This is a genomic window from Pseudoalteromonas sp. SMS1 (genome assembly GCF_021530565.1).
Classification (GTDB): Bacteria; Pseudomonadota; Gammaproteobacteria; order Enterobacterales; family Alteromonadaceae; genus Pseudoalteromonas.
Genome location: NZ_JAKGBI010000003.1, coordinates 254674 through 273585, shown reverse-complemented (window position 1 = coordinate 273585; position 18912 = coordinate 254674). Strand labels below are relative to the sequence as shown.

The following is an 18912-nucleotide window of genomic DNA, read 5'->3' as shown; positions in this document are numbered from 1 at the left end:
TATTCCGATAACCAAATTATACTGTTAACCTTCATATTAAACTACAGACTCAATCATAAAGTATTGAATTATAGAAAAAAGTACTGGTTATAATTTGCAGTAATATTTAAATTTGAGTATTAGCACTAAGCTTTCTTACCATGAAGATCGTTGCTGTTAAGAAGAGAAAAGTGAGAAGGGTTATTTTGAGGGAGTTGACTGTATTGAGAATGATATGTCTCGTTATAGAGCACCGCCTATTGTGGGCGGTGCTAAACAGATAAATACTAGTGTCTCAAACCAACACCACGTTTAATCAGTGTCAATGCAATCGTAAACAGCACTGAAATAAAGCCAATCAATACCCCAAAAGCGACGTAAATATTGACGTCAGAAACACCTAAAAAGCCATATCTGAACGCATTAACCATATAGATGATTGGGTTTATCTGTGACACACCTTGCCAAAACTCAGGCAATAATTGAATTGAGTAAAAAACACCACCTAGGTAGGTCAAAGGCGTTAACACAAATGTTGGAATAATACTGATATCATCAAAGCTATTTGCGTAAACAGCATTGATTAAGCCACCTAAAGCAAACACCGCTGAAGTTAATACCACCGTCGCCACAATCACCGCAATATTATGAATTTGAATATCTACAAAAAACAAACTCACGATGCTCACGATAAGGCCCACCAGCATGCCTCGTGCCATGCCGCCACCCATATAACCAAGTACAATAATGTAATTGGGCACTGGTGCAACTAACAGTTCTTCAATGCTTTTTTGAAACTTAGTCGAATAAAAGCTCGAAGCCACATTAGAATAAGAGTTGGTGATCACCGACATCATGATAAGACCGGGAACAATAAACTCCATATAACCAAAGCCACCCATTTCACCAATTCGAGAGCCGATTAAACTGCCGAAAATAATAAAGTAGAGCGTCATCGTTATGGCTGGTGGCACCAGTGTTTGCACCCAGATCCGCAAAAAACGAATACACTCTTTAATCCAGATACTTTTCAGTGCCACTCGATACTTTACAATACTCATTTACTGCGCCCCTGCTCTAATAGACCAACAAATAGCTCCTCCAATCGATTCGCTTTATTTCTCATACTCAGCACGGTATTGCCCTGTTCGCTAAGTTGAGTAAACACCCCATTTAAGCCTTGTGACTTTTCGACCTCTACTTCGAGCGTATGATCGTCAACAAGGTTAAACTGATAGCCCTCAAGTGACACAGGCTTAATTGGCGCCTGTAAGTCCAGAACAAACGTCTCTTTGTCTAACTTTGCTAGTAGCGCCTTAATTGTGGTGTGTTCAACAATGACCCCTTTATCAATAATGGCGATATTGCGACACAATAACTCGGCTTCTTCTAAATAGTGCGTAGTCAAAATAATCGTCACACCCTGACTGTTGATTTCACGTAAGAAATCCCACATAGAGCGTCTTAGTTCAATATCAACACCTGCGGTTGGTTCATCCAAAATCAGCAGTTTTGGTTCATGCATCAAAGCTCGGGCTATCATCAAGCGGCGTTTCATACCTCCTGATAAAGTACGCGCTTGCTTATCTTTTTTATCAAATAAACCTAATTGCTTCAGATACTTTTCAGCGCGTTCATGGGCCACTTGGCGCGGTACACCATAATAACCAGCTTGATTTACTAAGATCTGATTCAGCGTTTCAAACTGACTGAAATTGAATTCCTGCGGAACAAGACCAAGCTCAGATTTAGCGGCTTCTAGCGCTGAATCTATTGAGTGGCCAAATACCGTAACTTCGCCTTCAGTTTTATTGACCAGTGAAGCTATCACGCCAATAGTCGTCGATTTTCCGGCCCCATTTGGACCAAGCAGCGCAAAAAAGTCGCCCTGCTGTACTTCTAAATCAATCCCTTTTACAGCTTCGACACCGTTTTTATAGACTTTTCGCAAGCCTTTTATACTTAATGCAGTTGTCATGTATTTTGGATCCCCAATCCCCTAGATGTGTTTCACTTTATTTAATCGCCATAACCCCAACGTTTGGCGAGCGTGTGTTCAATATTCAAATGGTCCAAAATGCGCGCCACCATAAAATCCACGAGATCTTCAATTGACTGTGGTTGGTGATAAAAGCCCGGAGCGGCTGGCATAATCGTCACGCCTAGCTGGCTAAGTTTCAGCATGTTTTCCAAGTGGATTGGACTAAATGGCGTCTCACGAGGCACTAAAATCAATTGCCCTCGCTCTTTAATCACCACGTCTGCTGCACGCTCCAGTAAGTTATCTGACGCCCCCAGTGCAATGGCTGACACACTGCCCGCACTGCATGGACATACCACCATTTTTTTAGGTGCAGCCGAACCAGAAGCCACCGGACTAAACCAGTTGTCTTTACCAAATACTTTTATCTGTCCATCTTTGGCTTTGCAAAGCACACTTAATTGTTCCGTGGCTTTTTCTTCATTGCCAGACAGCTTGACGTTAGACTCTGTGTCTAACACCACTCGCGCAGCACTAGATATAAGTACATATACTTGATAATCAAGTTCAACAAGCACTTCTAATAAGCGCAAGCCATAAGGTGCGCCTGATGCGCCACTAAATGCTAACGTGATGGGATCTTTATATTTTGACATGTGATTATGACATTACCTTGTTAAGCTCAGCGATTAAGGCATCATGTATGCCATTAAATCCGCCATTACTCATGATTAATATATGTTGGTTAGGCTTAGCTTGCTTTACCACCTGCGCCACAATATCATCGGTGCTTGAAAAACACTGACGTCCCGCCTCGTCTGCCGCATGTTGAAGGGACCAAGACAAGCCCTCAGGCTCATAAACGAATGCCTTATCAGCCACCTCTAATGCATTCATCAACGTCTCCTGATGAACCCCCATTTTCATGGTATTGGAGCGAGGTTCAAGAATCGCAATAATTTCTTCTTTCCCGACTTTGGCTCTAAGGCCAGCAAGCGTCGTTTCTATCGCTGTAGGATGGTGAGCAAAATCATCATAGACACAAATGTTTGCAATCTCAGCTTTTAGTTCCATGCGCCTTTTCGGGGATTTAAATTCACCCAGAGCTTCAATGCTCACACTCACAGGAATACCGACATGCCGTGCTGCAGCAATCGCCATAATGGCATTTTTTACGTTGTGTTCACCAATTGCTTGCCAGTTCACCTCACCAACAATGTCTCCTTCCAGCACGACTTTAAATCGACTGCCATCTGGATTGATTAGTTGATACGACCAATCTTTCCCTAACGATTCTTTTTGACTCCAAAAACCGCGTTCAATGACTTCATTGATTGCAATGTCTTGCGCTGGGTAAATGGCTTTGCCTTGGCCTGGCAGGGTTCTTATAAGGTGGTGGAACTGGGTTTGAATTGCGCTTAAGTCAGCAAAGATATCTGCGTGATCAAACTCAAGGTTATTCAAGATCAATGTACGTGGTAAGTAGTGCAAAAACTTACTGCGTTTATCGAAAAACGCGGTATCGTATTCGTCCGCTTCAATGACAAAAAATGGCGTATCGCTCACTCGTGCTGACACACCAAAGTTTTGAACAATACCACCAATCAAAAATCCAGGCTTTAACCCCGCGTACTCAAGTAGCCAAGCCAACATACTGGCTGTAGTGGTTTTGCCATGAGTACCAGCCACCGCCAATACCCAAGCATCTTGTAAAACATGGTGCTTTAACCATTCAGGCCCTGATGTATAAGGTAAGCCTTTCTCTAATACATATTCAACACACGGATTGCCGCGGCTCATTGCGTTACCGATCACAACTACATCCGGCTGAGGTTCCAACTGCGCCGGGTCGTAGCCCTGAGTCAGCTCAATACCCAAAGATTCAAGTTGTGTACTCATTGGCGGGTAAACGTTTTGATCTGAGCCAGTCACTTTGTGGCCCAAAGATTGTGCGATGGCTGCAATACCACCCATAAAGGTGCCGCAGATCCCAAGAATATGAATATGCATAAGTTCAGCTAGTTATTAAATTTGCCCTTAGGGTAACACACTCCCATGAGCCTAGGCTGACTTTGTGTGCAAAACACTTTTGCACAGACAAAAAAATACCAGCCCCTTGGCTGGTATTTTTATAATCTCGAAAAGATTACGCTACGCCGTATTGATCACGGTAAGCTTTAACCGCAGCTAAGTGCTCAGATGCACTGCCTTGCTGCTCAAGATAAGTAATAAGGTCTGCAAGTTTTACAATGGAAACAACTTCAGTACCAAAGTCGCGCTCAACTTCTTGAATAGCAGAAAGTTCACCTTTGCCTTTTTCTTGACGATCCAGCGCAATCAGTACACCTGCCAAGTCTGCTTCATTCGCCTGAATGATTTCCATCGACTCGCGAATAGCGGTGCCCGCTGTAATCACATCGTCGACTAACATAATGCGACCTTTTAGCTCAGACCCTACTAGGTTACCGCCTTCACCATGCTGCTTTTTCTCTTTGCGATTGAAGCAATAAGGAACATCTTTATTATGGTGGTCTGCCAGTGCGACCGCCGTCGTCGTCGCGATTGGAATGCCTTTATATGCAGGGCCAAATAATACGTCATACTCGATCCCCGCATCCTCTAGCGCCGCAGCATAGAAACGCCCTAAGCGCGCCAGATCGCGACCAGTATTAAACAAGCCGGCATTAAAAAAGTAAGGGCTTGTACGGCCTGACTTAAGCGTAAACTCACCAAATTTGAGCACCTGCTTTTCTAGTGCAAATTCAATAAACTCTTTTTGATACTGTTTCATAACTCACCTTTATATATTTACGCTAAAGCTTGTTTTTGCATATCGATGATTTCGCGAATAGAGTGTTTAGCCAGTGCCAAAAGCTCATCAAGTTCTTCGAACGAGAATGGTTCGCCCTCCGCAGTGCCTTGAACTTCAATAAGCTTGCCTGTTTCCGTCATGATCACATTCATGTCGGTTTCCGCTTCAGAATCTTCGAGGTATTCTAAATCTGTGATTGCTTCACCGTTATATACACCAACCGAGATAGCTGCAATCATGAACTTAAGCGGGTTAGCATTGATCATGCCCTTTGTACGCATATGCGTAAGCGCATCAACCAAAGCAACGCAGGCTCCACTGATAGAAGCGGTTCGTGTACCACCATCTGCTTGCAATACGTCACAATCAATCGTGATTGTATTTTCGCCAAGGGCAGACAAATCAACCGCTGCACGTAGTGCACGTGCGATTAAGCGTTGGATTTCCATCGTACGGCCGCCTTGCTTGCCTTTGGCAGCTTCTCGACCATTACGGGTATGAGTAGAGCGAGGAAGCATACCATATTCTGCGGTGATCCAACCTTTACCCTGTCCTTTCATAAAACGCGGGACGCCCGCTTCCACTGTTGCTGTGCACAGCACTTTTGTATTGCCAAACTCTACAAGCACTGAGCCTTCTGCATGCATTGTATAGTTACGGGTAAATGTTACAGGTCTAATCTGATTCGCAGTTCTTTCACTTGGACGCATCCACGTTCCCCTATCATCAAAGTTTCGCGATATTATAAAGGGATCCTCTGCGCTATGCCACGCAATACCAAAAGAAATCTTAGCTTTACCTATCGAGCAGCGTTTTTCTTAGGCTATAATGGCCACGCTAACTTAATAAAATAGGAACTTTATATGATCCATAGTATGACCGCCTACGCTCGAAAAGAGGTGAAAGGAGATTGGGGCACTGGGGTTTGGGAGATCCGCTCAGTCAATCAACGCTATCTTGAAACGTTTATCCGTGCACCGGAACAATTTAGGGCATTAGAGCCAGTAGTACGCGAACGCCTTCGTAAACAGCTACAACGAGGCAAAGTTGAGGTCTATTTAAAGTTTGCAGCAAACCCCGCACACGTTGGTCAAATGTCGATTAATGAAACATTAGCAAAGCAACTGATCGACAACGCAAAATGGGTTCAATCTCAAAGTGGTGGTGACATCAACCCTGCGGATATTTTACGTTGGCCTGGCGTAATGGAAGCCGAAGAAGTTGATTTAGATGAAGTAAACAGCGCGTTACTTGAAGGCTTTAATGAATTAGTCACCGACTTTAAAGCGGCAAGAGCCAGCGAAGGTGCCAACCTTGAAACGATGATCACAACCCGTTTAGATGCGATATTAGAGCAAGTCGCGGTGGTTGAAGGCCATATGCCAGAAGTCTCTAAGTGGCAGCGTGATAAGCTCACTCAAAAACTGGAAGAGCTTCAAGCTGAAATCGATGAATCTCGCCTTGAACAAGAGCTTATTTATCTTGCGCAAAAACAAGATGTCGCTGAAGAACTTGACCGCTTGAAGTCACATGTTAAAGAGACGCATAAAATCTTGAAAAAAGGCGGTGCATGTGGCCGTCGTTTAGACTTTATGATGCAAGAGTTTAACCGCGAGTCGAACACTCTAGCCTCTAAATCTATCAATGCAGAGATCACCAATGCGGCTGTTGAGTTGAAAGTCTTAATTGAGCAGATGCGTGAACAGATCCAGAATATCGAATAAGCAATCCCATCCTGAATGCTGCCAATAGCGATTGGCGCGCAAATGCAGGGGAAAATGATTTCTTTTCCCCCTGTAAACTCCCTCAAAAGTCGTTCAATCGCAATCAAAACACCGCTTCTCTCAACCTTTATATAACGTCTCTTAAAGATTTAAGGCATCAATCGGCCTGCTATAGGTGATTTAATTAATATTAAAATAAGCAAAAATCATCATTAAAATATGCATAAAAAAAATATTAAATATCAAATAATCTTAATTAGAAAAACAAATACCCTTTTCTTTCATTGAGTTAATATAGAAATCAACACGAAATCTCCGAATTTATGACATATGTCAAGCACCGCATTTACCCGCAAGTAATACAACATTAATGAGTTAATTTTTAAGTTTATTTAACCTGCTTTTTATTCACTTCAAATTAATTGCGAGTTCTGTGCGCTTAGACAACATTTAAACGGCATTTTAATAAAGGAGATATCAATATGATTAAAGTTCTATTTCACTCTGTTTCAATTGCGGCTTTAATGCTCGTATGGAGTTTAAAAGCCAGTGCCGATGATTACCTTACCTGCTCAAGTTGCGCTTCGATGACATCAATGCAACAACAGGCACAGTCTTATATTTTTGATCGGACTAATGGCGATAGCATGTCGTCATCTTATACCGTGCATCTCGTCAGTATCCCTCATGGGTTGGCAGGCTCATTTCGTGTTTCTTCAAGGCCCATACTCGACAGATTTGGCGAAATAGAAACCGTGGTTACGGCCAGCAGGGCAACCACCCCTCAAAGCTTGGTTGAAAAAGCCAGACGCGCACAATCATACATGCACATGGCCAGAAAGACATTGGTGCCAGGTAGCAGTGGATATCGCTCAGCTTGGGAGATGGCACAGAATAGCAGTAGTCGTGACCGATTTGACGACTGGGCCGCACAAAACGAGTCTTTAAAATATTGGGCAACACAGATTGTGTCAGCGTTTGGCGGACTGTTTTACGATCCAGTCGCTGGAATAGAGCTACTCTTTGAGTTTGAAGATGGCTCTCAACTTAAAATGAAAGCGGCAACTTTACGCTCAGGGACTAAACTAAGATTATCGTACGCAAGTGAAAGTGCGACTGACTCTGAAGGTAACCGGATCCCAGATGCGGGTATTTCGATTCAAGGTACCTATGAGTTTTCGTCGCAAGCAAAGCTTAATGAGTATTTAGAAAAGGCTTCGCAGTACGGTATTGAAGTAAGAGTAATTCAAACTGGAGTAAGGGGCAGAGTCATTATTGTCCCAATTCAAAGGACTTAGAATATGATAGAAATGCTTAGAAACGGCGATTTACATTTGGCACCAGTGCTGTTAGCCATGCAGATTTTAATTTGCCTTCTGGTAAATATATTTGTGGCACATAAGTTTAGTTACAGTAAAGTTTTGGCTGTTTTTACTGCATGTATTCCGTTAATTAACATGTATGCGACTTGCGTGTATATTGCACTGGCAATTTTTCATTCAAGAAAGCCTCAAAGCACAAGTTAATTCGGCTTAGCAAACACTTAGTCAAGCCAGGCGTTATGGCTTGACTATATAGTGTTTCATCGCGAAGACTTAACCATGTTTCATCCTCACCATTGGCATCATTAAAACCCACACATGTATATCAATAGCGCCTTGCTGCAACTCAAACTACCAAATTCACACTCATTCTGAACACTACCAATTGATGAGTGGGCGCAACCACTTGCTCTATAATAGAGCCTGTAATACCAACACTTATCTCCCCTCGGTTTGTCAGGTCCTCACTATTATAGTGTCATTATTTACGGGTAGGTTGAGGCGAAGAGAGTAAAGTACATTAGACAGTATAAACTGGCTCAAAATAACATGAATTTGCCCCTGCGATTACGTATCAGTCAGCCCGTTTTAATGAGAAAAACAGCATTTGCAAGTCAAGTATCGCTCTTGCAACACGTCTTTTGGCAAACCTTCAGGCGCTATTGAATATTAAAAATACCCAATGATGGCCTTTATGAACCACTTTATAACCAAATAAGGGACAATTGACGTATAAATTAATTCGTAAATTCGCAATTTTCTTATCCTTAAATAATAATTTGAAAAGGCAAATTTGATATTCCAAGGAATTGGAGTACACAACTTTCTTGGGTAACAATATGAACTTGAGCAAAAAGCTATATTTGGCCTTTGGCTGCCTTATCGCGTTGATGGTTTTTTCAAGCACCATCGTATGGTTTAAGGTCTCTACAGAAACGGCACGCGCATTTGAAGTGAAAGGTGATGACCTACCGGGGATGATTCTATACAACCGCTTGCTACACCTAGAATACCAACTCAGTAACACCGCACTTGAATACCTCAATGGTGACGTAAGCAAAGTAGGACAATTCAATCAACTTTTTGAGCGCTTTAAAACGACGCAAAAAGAGTTATATGGCTATGAATCCGCCAAGCAATCTGATCGCGAGAAAATGGCGCGAATTATGGCGCTTGCCGAACAGTTTCATCGTGGTGTCAATAACGACATTTTTGCCAAGTATGACCCTCGAGCCTATCAACAGGTAAAAGAACGCGTTGATCGGCTGGACAAAGGTACCGGCGAAGAGCTCGAAGATTTACTCGATACACTAAAAGAGCAAGAATTCAATGACGCAATGAAGTCTTCCGATCTGCAGGAATCGCTCAATGATGACCTCCCAGGTGTACGCTATTACCTAGAGCTTGTAGATGAAGCGGGTGATATGATAGCAGCCATCATCTCTCACACTACTGGCGCTCCAGCTGCTGAAGCCGACTTTAATGATGACGCGCAGAGCTTTCGGTACTATTTAGATTTGCTCAAGCCTCTTGAGCAAAAGCCGAATGAGTTAAGAGACATAGCCCGTATTGAAGCTATGTTCACGACGATTCAAAGTGAAGCAAAAGAGATTTTCAAAACGTACGATTCGACTGCCTACGTAAAAGCACAGCAAAAACTTAAGGAGTTAACTTCCACTCAAATGGTGGAATTGTCAGACATCCTCAGTGTGTCAAGTGAAGAGGAAAAAGTCGACGCCACCAACGCACTCGACCACCTAGTTGAAGGCTTGAATACCACCTTGGTGATCATCATTATTATCACGCTCATAGCCGCGATTATCGCGATTGCGGTGGCATACGTAATCAGCCGCTCAATTGTAACCCGCATCAGTGAAGTGTTGACCATCGCTGAAGGCATCGGTGAGGGAGATATCTCCAGACCACTAATCCAACATCAAGGCAAAGATGAAATTGATAGCCTAGCCGAGGCAACTAACAAAATGTCTAATTCACTCAATAGTTTGTTGCAAGCAATTAGCAATGTGGTCAATGACGTTAAAACCTCTAGCCATGACATTGCAGAGACCAACAATCAAATTGCTTCTCGAAGTCAAGCTTCCGCCGATCAATCCACCCAAGTTGCAACAGCAATTGAAGAAATGAGCGCGACCGTCTCAGAAGTGGCATCACAAAGTCAGGTGGCGGCAAGCCACGCTGAAGGAGCTAGAAGCCTGGCTTCTGAGGGCGGCTCAACGGTGACCTCTACCGTTGATAAAATCAAATCGGCCTCCAATGAAGTGCAAGACACCGCAGAAAACGTGACGCATTTAGGGGAACTCAGCAGCCAAATTGGTAATGTTATTGGCGTGATAGGCAGTATCGCAGAGCAAACAAACCTACTCGCATTAAATGCCGCAATCGAGGCCGCTCGCGCTGGTGAGCAAGGCAGAGGGTTTGCGGTGGTTGCTGATGAAGTCCGGACATTGGCAGAACGCACTTCAAAAGCCACTGAAGAAGTGGTGAGTACAGTACAGTCCATTCAATCGCAAACAGAACACGCCGTGAAATCTATGGAAAATAGCGTATCTCAGGTAAACCACAGTGTTTCTATGGCTGAAGACGCAGGCACGCAACTCGAAGGCATTGTCACAGGCGCCAGTGAAATTGCAGCGATGATCCAATCCATCGCAACTGCAACCGAAGAGCAATCGGTGGTGGCCAGTGAAATGGCGCGAGATATTTCACAAATTGAACAGTCGAGCCAAAGCTCTTTGCAAGACACACAAATTGCTGCACACTCAGCACAAGAGCTAAACAAACAAGCCGAGGAATTAGCAACACTCGTTAGTCGATTTAGATTACGCTGATAACGAAGCTGGTATCTCTGCGCTCAAAGATTTAAAATGGGGCTTTTTACGAGCAGTATCAAGCTCTATTTTATTTCCTTTTGAGTACACAAAGGTCTCACTATGACAATGACACGTGGTAATCTGTTTATCTTATCCGCCCCTTCTGGCGCTGGTAAATCAAGCTTAATCAAAGCTTTATTGGAAAAACAAGCAAACATTAAAGTTTCTGTATCCCATACTACTCGCGCTCCACGTCCAGGCGAGCACAATGGTGAACATTACCATTTCGTTAATGTTGATGAGTTTAAAGCTCTAATCGACAAAGGCGATTTCTTTGAGTGGGCACAAGTCTTCGAGAACTACTATGGCACATCAAAACAAGCGATTGAAGATCAGCTTAACAAGGGAATTGATGTTTTCTTAGATATTGATTGGCAAGGCGCAAGACAAGTTCGTGCGCTGATGCCTGATGTAAAAACGATCTTTATATTGCCCCCCTCGCGACAAGAATTAGAGAAAAGACTAAATAATCGCGGCCAAGATTCTCAGGAAGTGATCGCAGGTCGTATGGCTGAAGCGAAGTCAGAAAGTAGCCATTACAATGAGTTTGACTATGTCATTGTCAATGACGACTTTAACACTGCCCTTACAGAGCTTGAGCATATTGTCGTTGCAGCAAGGCTTCAAACCACTGCGCAGCAAATTCGCCACAAAGATTTGATTGCACAGCTGTTGGCATAACATACATTGAAAGGCGACCAACCAAGGTGGTTGCTTTCGATAAATTTTAACCATTTACTTGGCGAAGTCGGCAGTTTACAGTACACTAGCCCTTTGCTAAATGTATAATATTTTTGGAGTGCTTCGATGGCTCGCGTAACTGTAGAAGATGCAGTAGATAAAATTGGTAACCGTTTCGATTTAATCCTTGTTGCAGCGCGTCGCGCTCGTCAGATTTCTGTTGGTGGTAAAGACCCTATGGTTGAAGCCGAAAATGATAAGCCAACGGTTATCGCGCTACGTGAAATTGAAGAAGGTCTGGTAACAACAGACTCTTTAGACATGATTGACCGTGAAGAGCAACAAAACCAAGAGGCAGCTGAGCTAGCAGCAGTAGCAGCCATTGTGGGTGGTAACCGCTAAATTAAACTGAAGACGGCTAATTTCGCCAAAGTCTTTTAAAAGTTTGAATCAACGCCGGCATTTAGCTGGCGTTTTTTTTCATTATATTGCAAAAGCATGCTGCCTTTGCGTTGGCTTCCGAGCCAATTCATCGTATATTCAATAATAACTATCTATTAACTTCACTGGAACATTGGAGTGTGAATGTATCTATTTGAAGGCCTCAAGAAAAAAATTTCAGAGTACTTATCACCAGAAGACGTTGAGCTGGTGCAAAAAGCCTATGTTGTCGCTCGCGAAGCACATGAAGGACAGACTCGCTCTAGCGGTGAACCCTATATCACCCACCCGGTAGAAGTCACGCAAATACTTGCGAGCATGAAGCTAGACCATGAGACACTTATGGCTGCTTTGATGCATGATGTTATTGAAGACACTGATTTTAGTCAGGCTGATTTGGCTGAAATTTTTGGTGAAACGGTAGCTGAACTCGTTGCTGGTGTCAGTAAATTAGATAAGCTCGACTTTAAAGATAAAAAAGAATTCCAAGCCGAAAACTATCGCAAAATGATTATGGCAATGACGCAGGATATTCGCGTTATTCTGATCAAACTCGCTGACCGTACTCACAATATGCGTACTTTAGGTTTCTTAAGACCTGAGAAACGCAGAAGAATTGCCAGAGAAACCCTTGAGATATTCGCACCAATAGCTAACCGTTTGGGTATCCATGATATAAAAAATGAGCTCGAAGACTTAGGGTTTCAGGCGTTATACCCAATGCGCCACCGCGCTTTAAAATCAGAAGTTGCCAAAGCCCGTGGCAATCGAAAAGAAGTCATCAGCAATATTCAAACTGAGATCGAATCAAGATTGGCAGAAGCAGGGATTTCAGCTTCAGTGAAAGGTAGAGAAAAGCACCTCTACAGCATCTATCGTAAAATGCTTAACAAAGAACTGCTTTTCAATGAAGTCATGGATATTTATGCATTTAGAATTAACGTAGATGATATCGATACGTGCTACCGTGTATTAGGGGTTGCACACAACCTTTATAAGCCCATCGAAACGCGCTTCAAAGACTATATCGCTGTACCCAAAACAAATGGCTATCAGTCACTGCACACCTCGCTTGTTGGGCCACATGGTATTCCCGTTGAGATCCAAATTCGTACTCATGATATGGATCATATGGCAGACAAAGGGGTTGCTGCACATTGGATGTATAAGAAAGCTGGCGATGGTGCAGGCCACACCGCACAACAACGTGCGCGTCAGTGGATGCAAAGCTTATTAGAGTTGCAACAAAGTGCGGGATCCTCTTTCGAATTTGTCGAAAACGTCAAAACCGAACTTTTCCCAGAAGAAATTTACGTGTTCACACCGGATGGCCGGATCATTGAATTGCCAATGGGGGCAACCGCGGTCGACTTCGCTTATGCTGTACACACAGATGTCGGTAACACGTGTGTTGGTGCTCGCGTCAACCGCAAGCCTTACCCGCTGAGCAAAGAACTAGATACAGGCCAAACCGTTGAAATCATAACCAGTTCAGGCGCTCACCCTAATGCAACTTGGTTGAACTTCATCGTGACAGGCAAAGCAAGGCTTGGCGTCAGAAACTACTTAAAGAGCCAACACCAAGAAGAGTCCATTCAATTGGGACGTCGCCTTTTAGACTCAGCACTGGGTGAACAAAAACTAGATGACATTTCAGCCGAACAAATTGAGCGAGTGCTTGAAGAGCACAACTTAAACTCTCTGCTCGAACTTTTGGTAGAAATAGGCAATGGCAATATCATGAGTGTCCTCATTGCTAAGCGACTACTGCAAGCCGATGACGGCATAGAAAACTTTGCCAAACAGGCTAAAGCCGCCATCATTGGGACTGAAGGTATGCTTGTTACCTATGCAAAGTGTTGTCGTCCTGTACCAGGGGATGCCATTGCTGCATATGTGAGCCAAGGTAAAGGCTTAATGGTACACAGGCAAGAATGTCGAAATATTAAAGGCTGGGAAAGTGAACGTGCAAAATACTGTGTCGTCAAGTGGGAAGATAATCCTGAAAAAGAGTACATTGCAGCACTGCGCGTTGAAATCATCAACCATCAAGGTGCACTTGCCAAGTTAACCAATGTCGTTGCCAGTGCCCAAGCCAACATTGTTGAGATTGCCACCGAAGAAAAAGAAAGCAATCTGTATATTATTGATCTAGGCGTTACCGTTAAAGATAGGGTCCATGTTGCCAATATCATGCGAAAAATCCGAGTAATGCCAGATGTACAACGCGTTTATCGTAAACGCTAGAGGAACGTATTATGACTAAAGCTATCATATCCACCGATCAGGCACCTGCTGCAATCGGCACATATAATCAAGGGATTAAAGTAGGTACCACCGTGTATTTATCTGGCCAAATTCCATTGGTGCCAGATACAATGGAAGTCATTTCAGAAGACTTTTCGGAACAAACGCATCAGGTGTTTAAGAACTTATCAGCTGTGTGTGAAGCAGCAGGTGGAGAACTTCAAGATATGGTTAAAGTAAATATCTTTTTGACCGATTTGAGCCAGTTTGCGACAGTAAATGAGATTATGAGCCAATATTTCAGAACTCCCTACCCTGCACGTGCGGCAATTGGCGTCAAAGAACTACCGAAAAATGTTCAAATTGAGATAGATGGCATAATGGAGCTCCCATCCACTAACTAAATCTCTTCTCACACCTCAGAATTAAAAAAGCCCACGTTTTGTGGGCTTTTTTAAATTCGATGTTAAGCAAAAACAGTACTTTCTATACAAATCTTATTTATTTGCAGTTTTAACTTTGATCTTAACCACTTGACTACATAATATTAATTAAGCAAGCTGGCATTAAGTACAAAGATAAACCAGCAAAGAGGCACTACAAATCTAAAATAATAAATCGCACCTAACAGTGCGTTATGGAATTTATCTGGCTCAAGCCTGTCTTATAGAATAGCCACCAAGAAATTAAGGCAGAGATAGGCATTACGATTGCGAACTTACAAGGGTTAGATTATATGCGCGCCTTGGCACAAGGCCGCTCAGTCGATAAGGAAAAGCCTGTGTTTAAAGTCACTAAAAATGGCCAAGTTTTAATGGATGTTGCTACAGCGACACCGCCTAGCCAAGCTTTTATTGTTGAGGCACTAGAGTGCTCTCCTTACGCTGACTGTGAGGTAGATCATGACTCTATCGCGGCCTATTTTCAAAGTGAAGTTGCCGAGCACCAATTACTTGTTGCCAAACAAAAAGACGCTGAAATGCGTATTGCAATTTCAGAAGACAAAATGCAAGCTTCTGCAACACTTGTCACCGCAAAAGGTGGCAGTCTGATCAGCTTAGATCAAGCTAAAAAAATTATTGTGAAAGCGGGCGTATGCCGTGGGTACAAACAAGCGTTGTTAGAGAAAATCCTCGCAAAGCAGTTTGACGCATCGCCCGGTGAAGAATTTTCAGGGGTCGTCGCCCAAGGAAGACCGCCGGAAAATGGGTTGCCTGCAAAACTGATATCTCATGTTTTAACCTTAAAAGAGCGTTTAAAACAGCCAAAAATGCGCGAAGATGGGACAGTAGATATGCGCGACTTTGGCGCATTATCGAGTGTTTCCCCCGGCACTTTGCTCATCACCCAAAGACCTGCAACCCCAGGAAAAGAAGGCTTTACCGTGACCGGAGAAACCATTGAACCGACGCCGGGTGAAACATTTCAGTTGGTCGCCGGTGATGGCACTGAAATATCCCCCACAAACCCTCTTGAACTCATTGCCACCATTGCAGGCTGCCCCTCAGATATCCCCAATGGCATGCGTGTTGATGACATTTTTACCATCAATGACGTCAATGTCAAAAGCGGTCATATTGACTTTAGTGGCAGTGTCATTGTGACCCACAATGTTGAACCGGGCATGAAAGTAAAGGCCTCTGGGGATGTTACAATTATGGGCACAGTTGACTCGGGAGAGATAACTAGCGATGGTAATATTGAAGTGCGTGGCGGAGTAATCGGCCATTTAGACCACAGCGACAATGACCAAAGTCTAACCAGCAAACTAATTGCCAAAGGCGATATCAATATTGTGCACGGTCAGTACACCTACCTAGAGGGGCGTAATGTTTTTATCCAAAAACAAGCTAACCACTGCGATATAAAAGCACTGCGAAAAGTCCTCGTAGGGCAAGAGGATAACCCCCGAGGAAAACTCATTGGCGGCACAATTTTCGATGCGCAATCCGTTACCGCAGGAGAAATAGGCAGCCCTTCCGGCGCAACAATGTCGGTCTACTTAGCCACGTCAGGTATCGAAATTACCAATAAAACTGACCAATGCATTCGCGAGCTTGGTGAAACAGATGAACAAATAGACAATTTGCAAAAAGCGGTTGAGAAGGCCGATCAATTAAAAGACGCTGAGAAGAAAAAGATGCTGATGACAAAAATCAGCGCCACACAAAACCACTACAGCCAACAAGCAGAAGCTTTGGAAAACAAGCTGAGTGAGCTGGATCACACTTTACACGAACTGTTAGAGGGGACACAGTTACAAGCAACGAATGCACTCCATTCAGGGGTTGAGCTTCATATTTTTGACAAGACTTACCGGACCAATCGTAGTTACCCTCCCTGTACAGCTAAGTTGTTAGAAGGCAAAATCGAAATAGAGTTTAAAACATAGGGGCCTGCGGCCCCGTCATGAGATTATAAAACACCTTCAACTGACTGTTTAAGTGCGTCAGGCCAAACCCCCACCTGTACTTGCGCAATGTGTGTTTTTTGAAGCAATAACATCACCAACCTCGACTGACCAATGCCACCACCAATTGTTTGCGGTAGTTCGCCCGCCAAGAGTGCTTGGTGCCAATCAAACGCTTTACGCGCTTGTGCACCGCTCAATTCAAGTTGATGTGCCAAAGATTCAGGACTAACACGAATGCCCATAGATGAAATCTCAAATGCGTCTTGTAGCACTGGGTTCCACACAATGATATCTCCGTTTAAACCCTGGTATTTATCGCAAGTCGGCGTTGACCAATCATCGTAATCCGGCGCGCGTACATCATGGATTTTTCCGTCTTCTAACGCCCCACCAATACCTATCAGAAATACAGCGCCATACTCTTGTGCGATCGCCTTTTCTCTTTGCTTTGCACTAAAATCAGGGTACATACTACGTAGCTCTTCTGCATGTACAAACTTGATGCTCTCAGGTAAAAAAGGGTCAACCCCAAACTCGTCTGACATCGCTTGTTCGGTCGCTTTAATGCATTGATACAAGGTACTAACGGTATCTTTTAATGTACTTAGGCTTCTTTGTGTTTTACCACAAATCACTTTTTCCCAATCCCACTGGTCAACAAACACGGAGTGAATTGGCGATAATCGCGCTTCATCAGGACGCAGTGCTTTCATATGAGTGTACAGTCCCTCCCCTATAGAAAAACCATAATCTCCTAGGGTTTTGCGCTTCCACTTCGCCAATGAGTGAACCACCTCAAACTCACATTCAGGCAATGCTTTCACTTTTACAGCGACCGCCTGCTCTGTCCCACTGAGGTTATCTTGAATCCCATCTCCCACTTTTGCCAGTATAGGAGCTTGTACTTCAACCAAACCTAGGCGCTCTGTTAATTGAGCCGAAAAAACGCTTTTAACGCGTGCTATTTGTTGCTGTGTTACCAAGTAATCTGCTTTCATTTTGAACCTCATTCCAAACTGTTGATAATTGTGTGCAGCCAGTGCTGATATATCCATCGTCAACAAATTTCGAAATAAATTCAATATTCAAAAGCAAAAACATCAAAAGATTACTTTAACCATCAAAAAAATAGCTATATATTTATTGAATCAATAATTAACACCCCAATATTACATGGAAAATTATCAAATCGATAATCTCGATAAATCTATCTTGCACGCATTAATGGCTGATGCGAGGACACCGTACGCAGAATTGGCGAAACGTTTCAAAGTCAGTGCAGGGACCATTCATGTCAGAATCGAAAAAATGAAACAAGCGGGGATCATCGAGGGAACGAAAGTATGTATCAATGCCAAAAAATTAGGGTATGACGTTTGTTGCTTTATCGGCATTAACCTAAAGCATGCGAGAGACTACCAAAATACAATTGCTGAATTAGAAAGCTTTGAAGAGGTTGTGGAGGCCTACTATACGACGGGTAACTACAGCATATTCATAAAAGTGCTCAGTCGCTCAATGGACCATTTACACGATGTTCTCGTTAACAAAATTCAATCCATTGAGGCCATCCAATCCACGGAAACCCTAATTTCTTTACAAGCCCCGATTGTACGCGAAGTATCCCCTTAATGCCCCACATGGATACACGACAAGGGTGTGTACTTATACAGTAATAAATTTGATATAATGCGCCCAATTTTGTATTAATGAGCAGTACTTGATGAAAGAAAATCGCTTTCAACGCGTAAAACGTATTTTGGAACAACGTCAAACAGATTTAACTGTGTGTCTTGATGAAGTACATAAGCACCATAACTTGTCAGCTATTGTACGTACTGCTGATGCCGTTGGCTGTCATTATGTTCATGCTGTATGGCCACAAGATCAAAGGCGTTTAACCAATAATACGTCAGGTGGCAGCAAAAACTGGGTAGACACACAAATGCATGATGACATTGATGTCGCGGTCTGTGCAATCCGTGAACAAAACCCAGGCATACAATTATTAGCCACTAACCTCAGTGACAGCGCGGTAGATTTTAGAGACATCGATTATACGAAACCGACAGCAGTTATCGTGGGTCAAGAAAGGCTTGGGATTTCCGACCGCGCTCTCCAGCACGCCGACCAACATATCGTGATACCGATGGCTGGTATGGTGCAATCTTTGAATGTATCGGTTGCTGCGGCGCTTATTTTATATGAAGCACAAAGACAAAGAGAAGCAGCAGGCATGTACGAACGCAAAGATATGATTGATCTACAGGTTAAACATAAACTGTTGTTCGAAGGGTGCCATCCTATTATTGCAAATCGCTGTAACGAGAAAGGGTTACCCTATCCGCAGCTGGATGATGAAGGTGAAATCATCGCAGATGACGCATTTTGGAATACTCTTAAGTTTAGCAAAGCGTAAGG

17 protein-coding genes are annotated in these 18912 nt (G+C 43.3%); 10 read left to right on the top strand and 7 right to left on the bottom strand.

All coding sequences use genetic code 11. The features are described 5' to 3' along the window. Positions 1–266: 266 nt before the first annotated feature. The 6 genes from L1286_RS04935 to rph form a co-directional block, all read right to left on the bottom strand. On the bottom strand, positions 267–1034 hold the full coding sequence (locus L1286_RS04935) for an ABC transporter permease (protein WP_063356805.1): 768 nt from the start codon (positions 1032–1034) through the stop codon (positions 267–269). Between the two features lie 2 nt (positions 1035–1036). Beyond that, on the bottom strand, positions 1037–1957 hold the full coding sequence (locus L1286_RS04930; RefSeq protein WP_235405792.1) for an ABC transporter ATP-binding protein: 921 nt from the start codon (positions 1955–1957) through the stop codon (positions 1037–1039). A gap of 41 nt (positions 1958–1998) precedes the next feature. Further along, positions 1999–2616, bottom strand: a complete 618-nt coding sequence (locus tag L1286_RS04925; protein ID WP_142052506.1) for a flavin prenyltransferase UbiX — start codon at positions 2614–2616, stop codon at positions 1999–2001. 4 nt (positions 2617–2620) lie between these two features. Then, entirely contained in the window at positions 2621–3970 is a 1350-nt protein-coding gene (gene mpl, locus L1286_RS04920) for a UDP-N-acetylmuramate:L-alanyl-gamma-D-glutamyl-meso-diaminopimelate ligase (protein WP_235405791.1), read from the bottom strand. Between the two features lie 136 nt (positions 3971–4106). Then, on the bottom strand, positions 4107–4751 hold the full coding sequence (gene pyrE, locus L1286_RS04915) for an orotate phosphoribosyltransferase (protein WP_235405790.1): 645 nt from the start codon (positions 4749–4751) through the stop codon (positions 4107–4109). Between the two features lie 17 nt (positions 4752–4768). Beyond that, positions 4769–5482 (bottom strand): ribonuclease PH, encoded by a 714-nt coding sequence (gene rph / locus L1286_RS04910; protein ID WP_235405789.1) that lies wholly within the window; start codon positions 5480–5482, stop codon positions 4769–4771. A gap of 153 nt (positions 5483–5635) precedes the next feature. On the opposite strand from rph, the gene L1286_RS04905 reads away from it, so the two are divergent. The 8 genes from L1286_RS04905 (at position 5636) to L1286_RS04870 (ending at position 16470) form a co-directional block, all read left to right on the top strand. After that, positions 5636–6496: a YicC/YloC family endoribonuclease gene (locus L1286_RS04905; RefSeq protein ID WP_235405788.1), complete on the top strand. Its 861-nt coding sequence runs from the start codon at positions 5636–5638 to the stop codon at positions 6494–6496. Between the two features lie 482 nt (positions 6497–6978). Then, positions 6979–7794: a hypothetical protein gene (locus L1286_RS04900; RefSeq protein ID WP_235405787.1), complete on the top strand. Its 816-nt coding sequence runs from the start codon at positions 6979–6981 to the stop codon at positions 7792–7794. 863 nt (positions 7795–8657) lie between these two features. Further along, positions 8658–10667 (top strand): methyl-accepting chemotaxis protein, encoded by a 2010-nt coding sequence (locus tag L1286_RS04895; protein WP_235405786.1) that lies wholly within the window; start codon positions 8658–8660, stop codon positions 10665–10667. Between the two features lie 102 nt (positions 10668–10769). Beyond that, a complete protein-coding gene (gene gmk, locus L1286_RS04890) occupies positions 10770–11390 on the top strand; it encodes a guanylate kinase (RefSeq protein WP_235405785.1) in 621 nt (206 codons plus the stop codon). Positions 11391–11516: 126 nt separating this feature from the next. Continuing rightward, positions 11517–11792, top strand: coding sequence for a DNA-directed RNA polymerase subunit omega (gene rpoZ / locus L1286_RS04885; protein WP_039611918.1), 276 nt, complete (start codon positions 11517–11519; stop codon positions 11790–11792). A gap of 183 nt (positions 11793–11975) precedes the next feature. Further along, positions 11976–14078 (top strand): bifunctional GTP diphosphokinase/guanosine-3',5'-bis pyrophosphate 3'-pyrophosphohydrolase, encoded by a 2103-nt coding sequence (gene spoT / locus L1286_RS04880; protein ID WP_235405784.1) that lies wholly within the window; start codon positions 11976–11978, stop codon positions 14076–14078. Positions 14079–14089: 11 nt separating this feature from the next. Further along, positions 14090–14482: a RidA family protein gene (locus L1286_RS04875; RefSeq protein WP_235405783.1), complete on the top strand. Its 393-nt coding sequence runs from the start codon at positions 14090–14092 to the stop codon at positions 14480–14482. A gap of 377 nt (positions 14483–14859) precedes the next feature. Further along, a complete protein-coding gene (locus L1286_RS04870; protein ID WP_235405930.1) occupies positions 14860–16470 on the top strand; it encodes a DUF342 domain-containing protein in 1611 nt (536 codons plus the stop codon). Between the two features lie 23 nt (positions 16471–16493). Here L1286_RS04870 and asnA read toward each other — a convergent pair whose 3' ends face one another. After that, the gene (gene asnA / locus L1286_RS04865) at positions 16494–17489 is read right to left on the bottom strand and encodes an aspartate--ammonia ligase (protein WP_235405782.1); all 996 of its coding nucleotides are present in this window, start codon (positions 17487–17489) and stop codon (positions 16494–16496) included. Positions 17490–17664: 175 nt separating this feature from the next. On the opposite strand from asnA, the gene asnC reads away from it, so the two are divergent. Next, entirely contained in the window at positions 17665–18123 is a 459-nt protein-coding gene (gene asnC, locus L1286_RS04860; protein WP_235405781.1) for a transcriptional regulator AsnC, read from the top strand. Between the two features lie 91 nt (positions 18124–18214). Then, positions 18215–18910 carry a tRNA (guanosine(18)-2'-O)-methyltransferase TrmH gene (gene trmH / locus L1286_RS04855; protein ID WP_235405780.1) on the top strand — a complete coding sequence of 232 codons (696 nt, stop codon included), beginning with the start codon at positions 18215–18217 and terminating at the stop codon, positions 18908–18910. Positions 18911–18912: the final 2 nt, after the last annotated feature.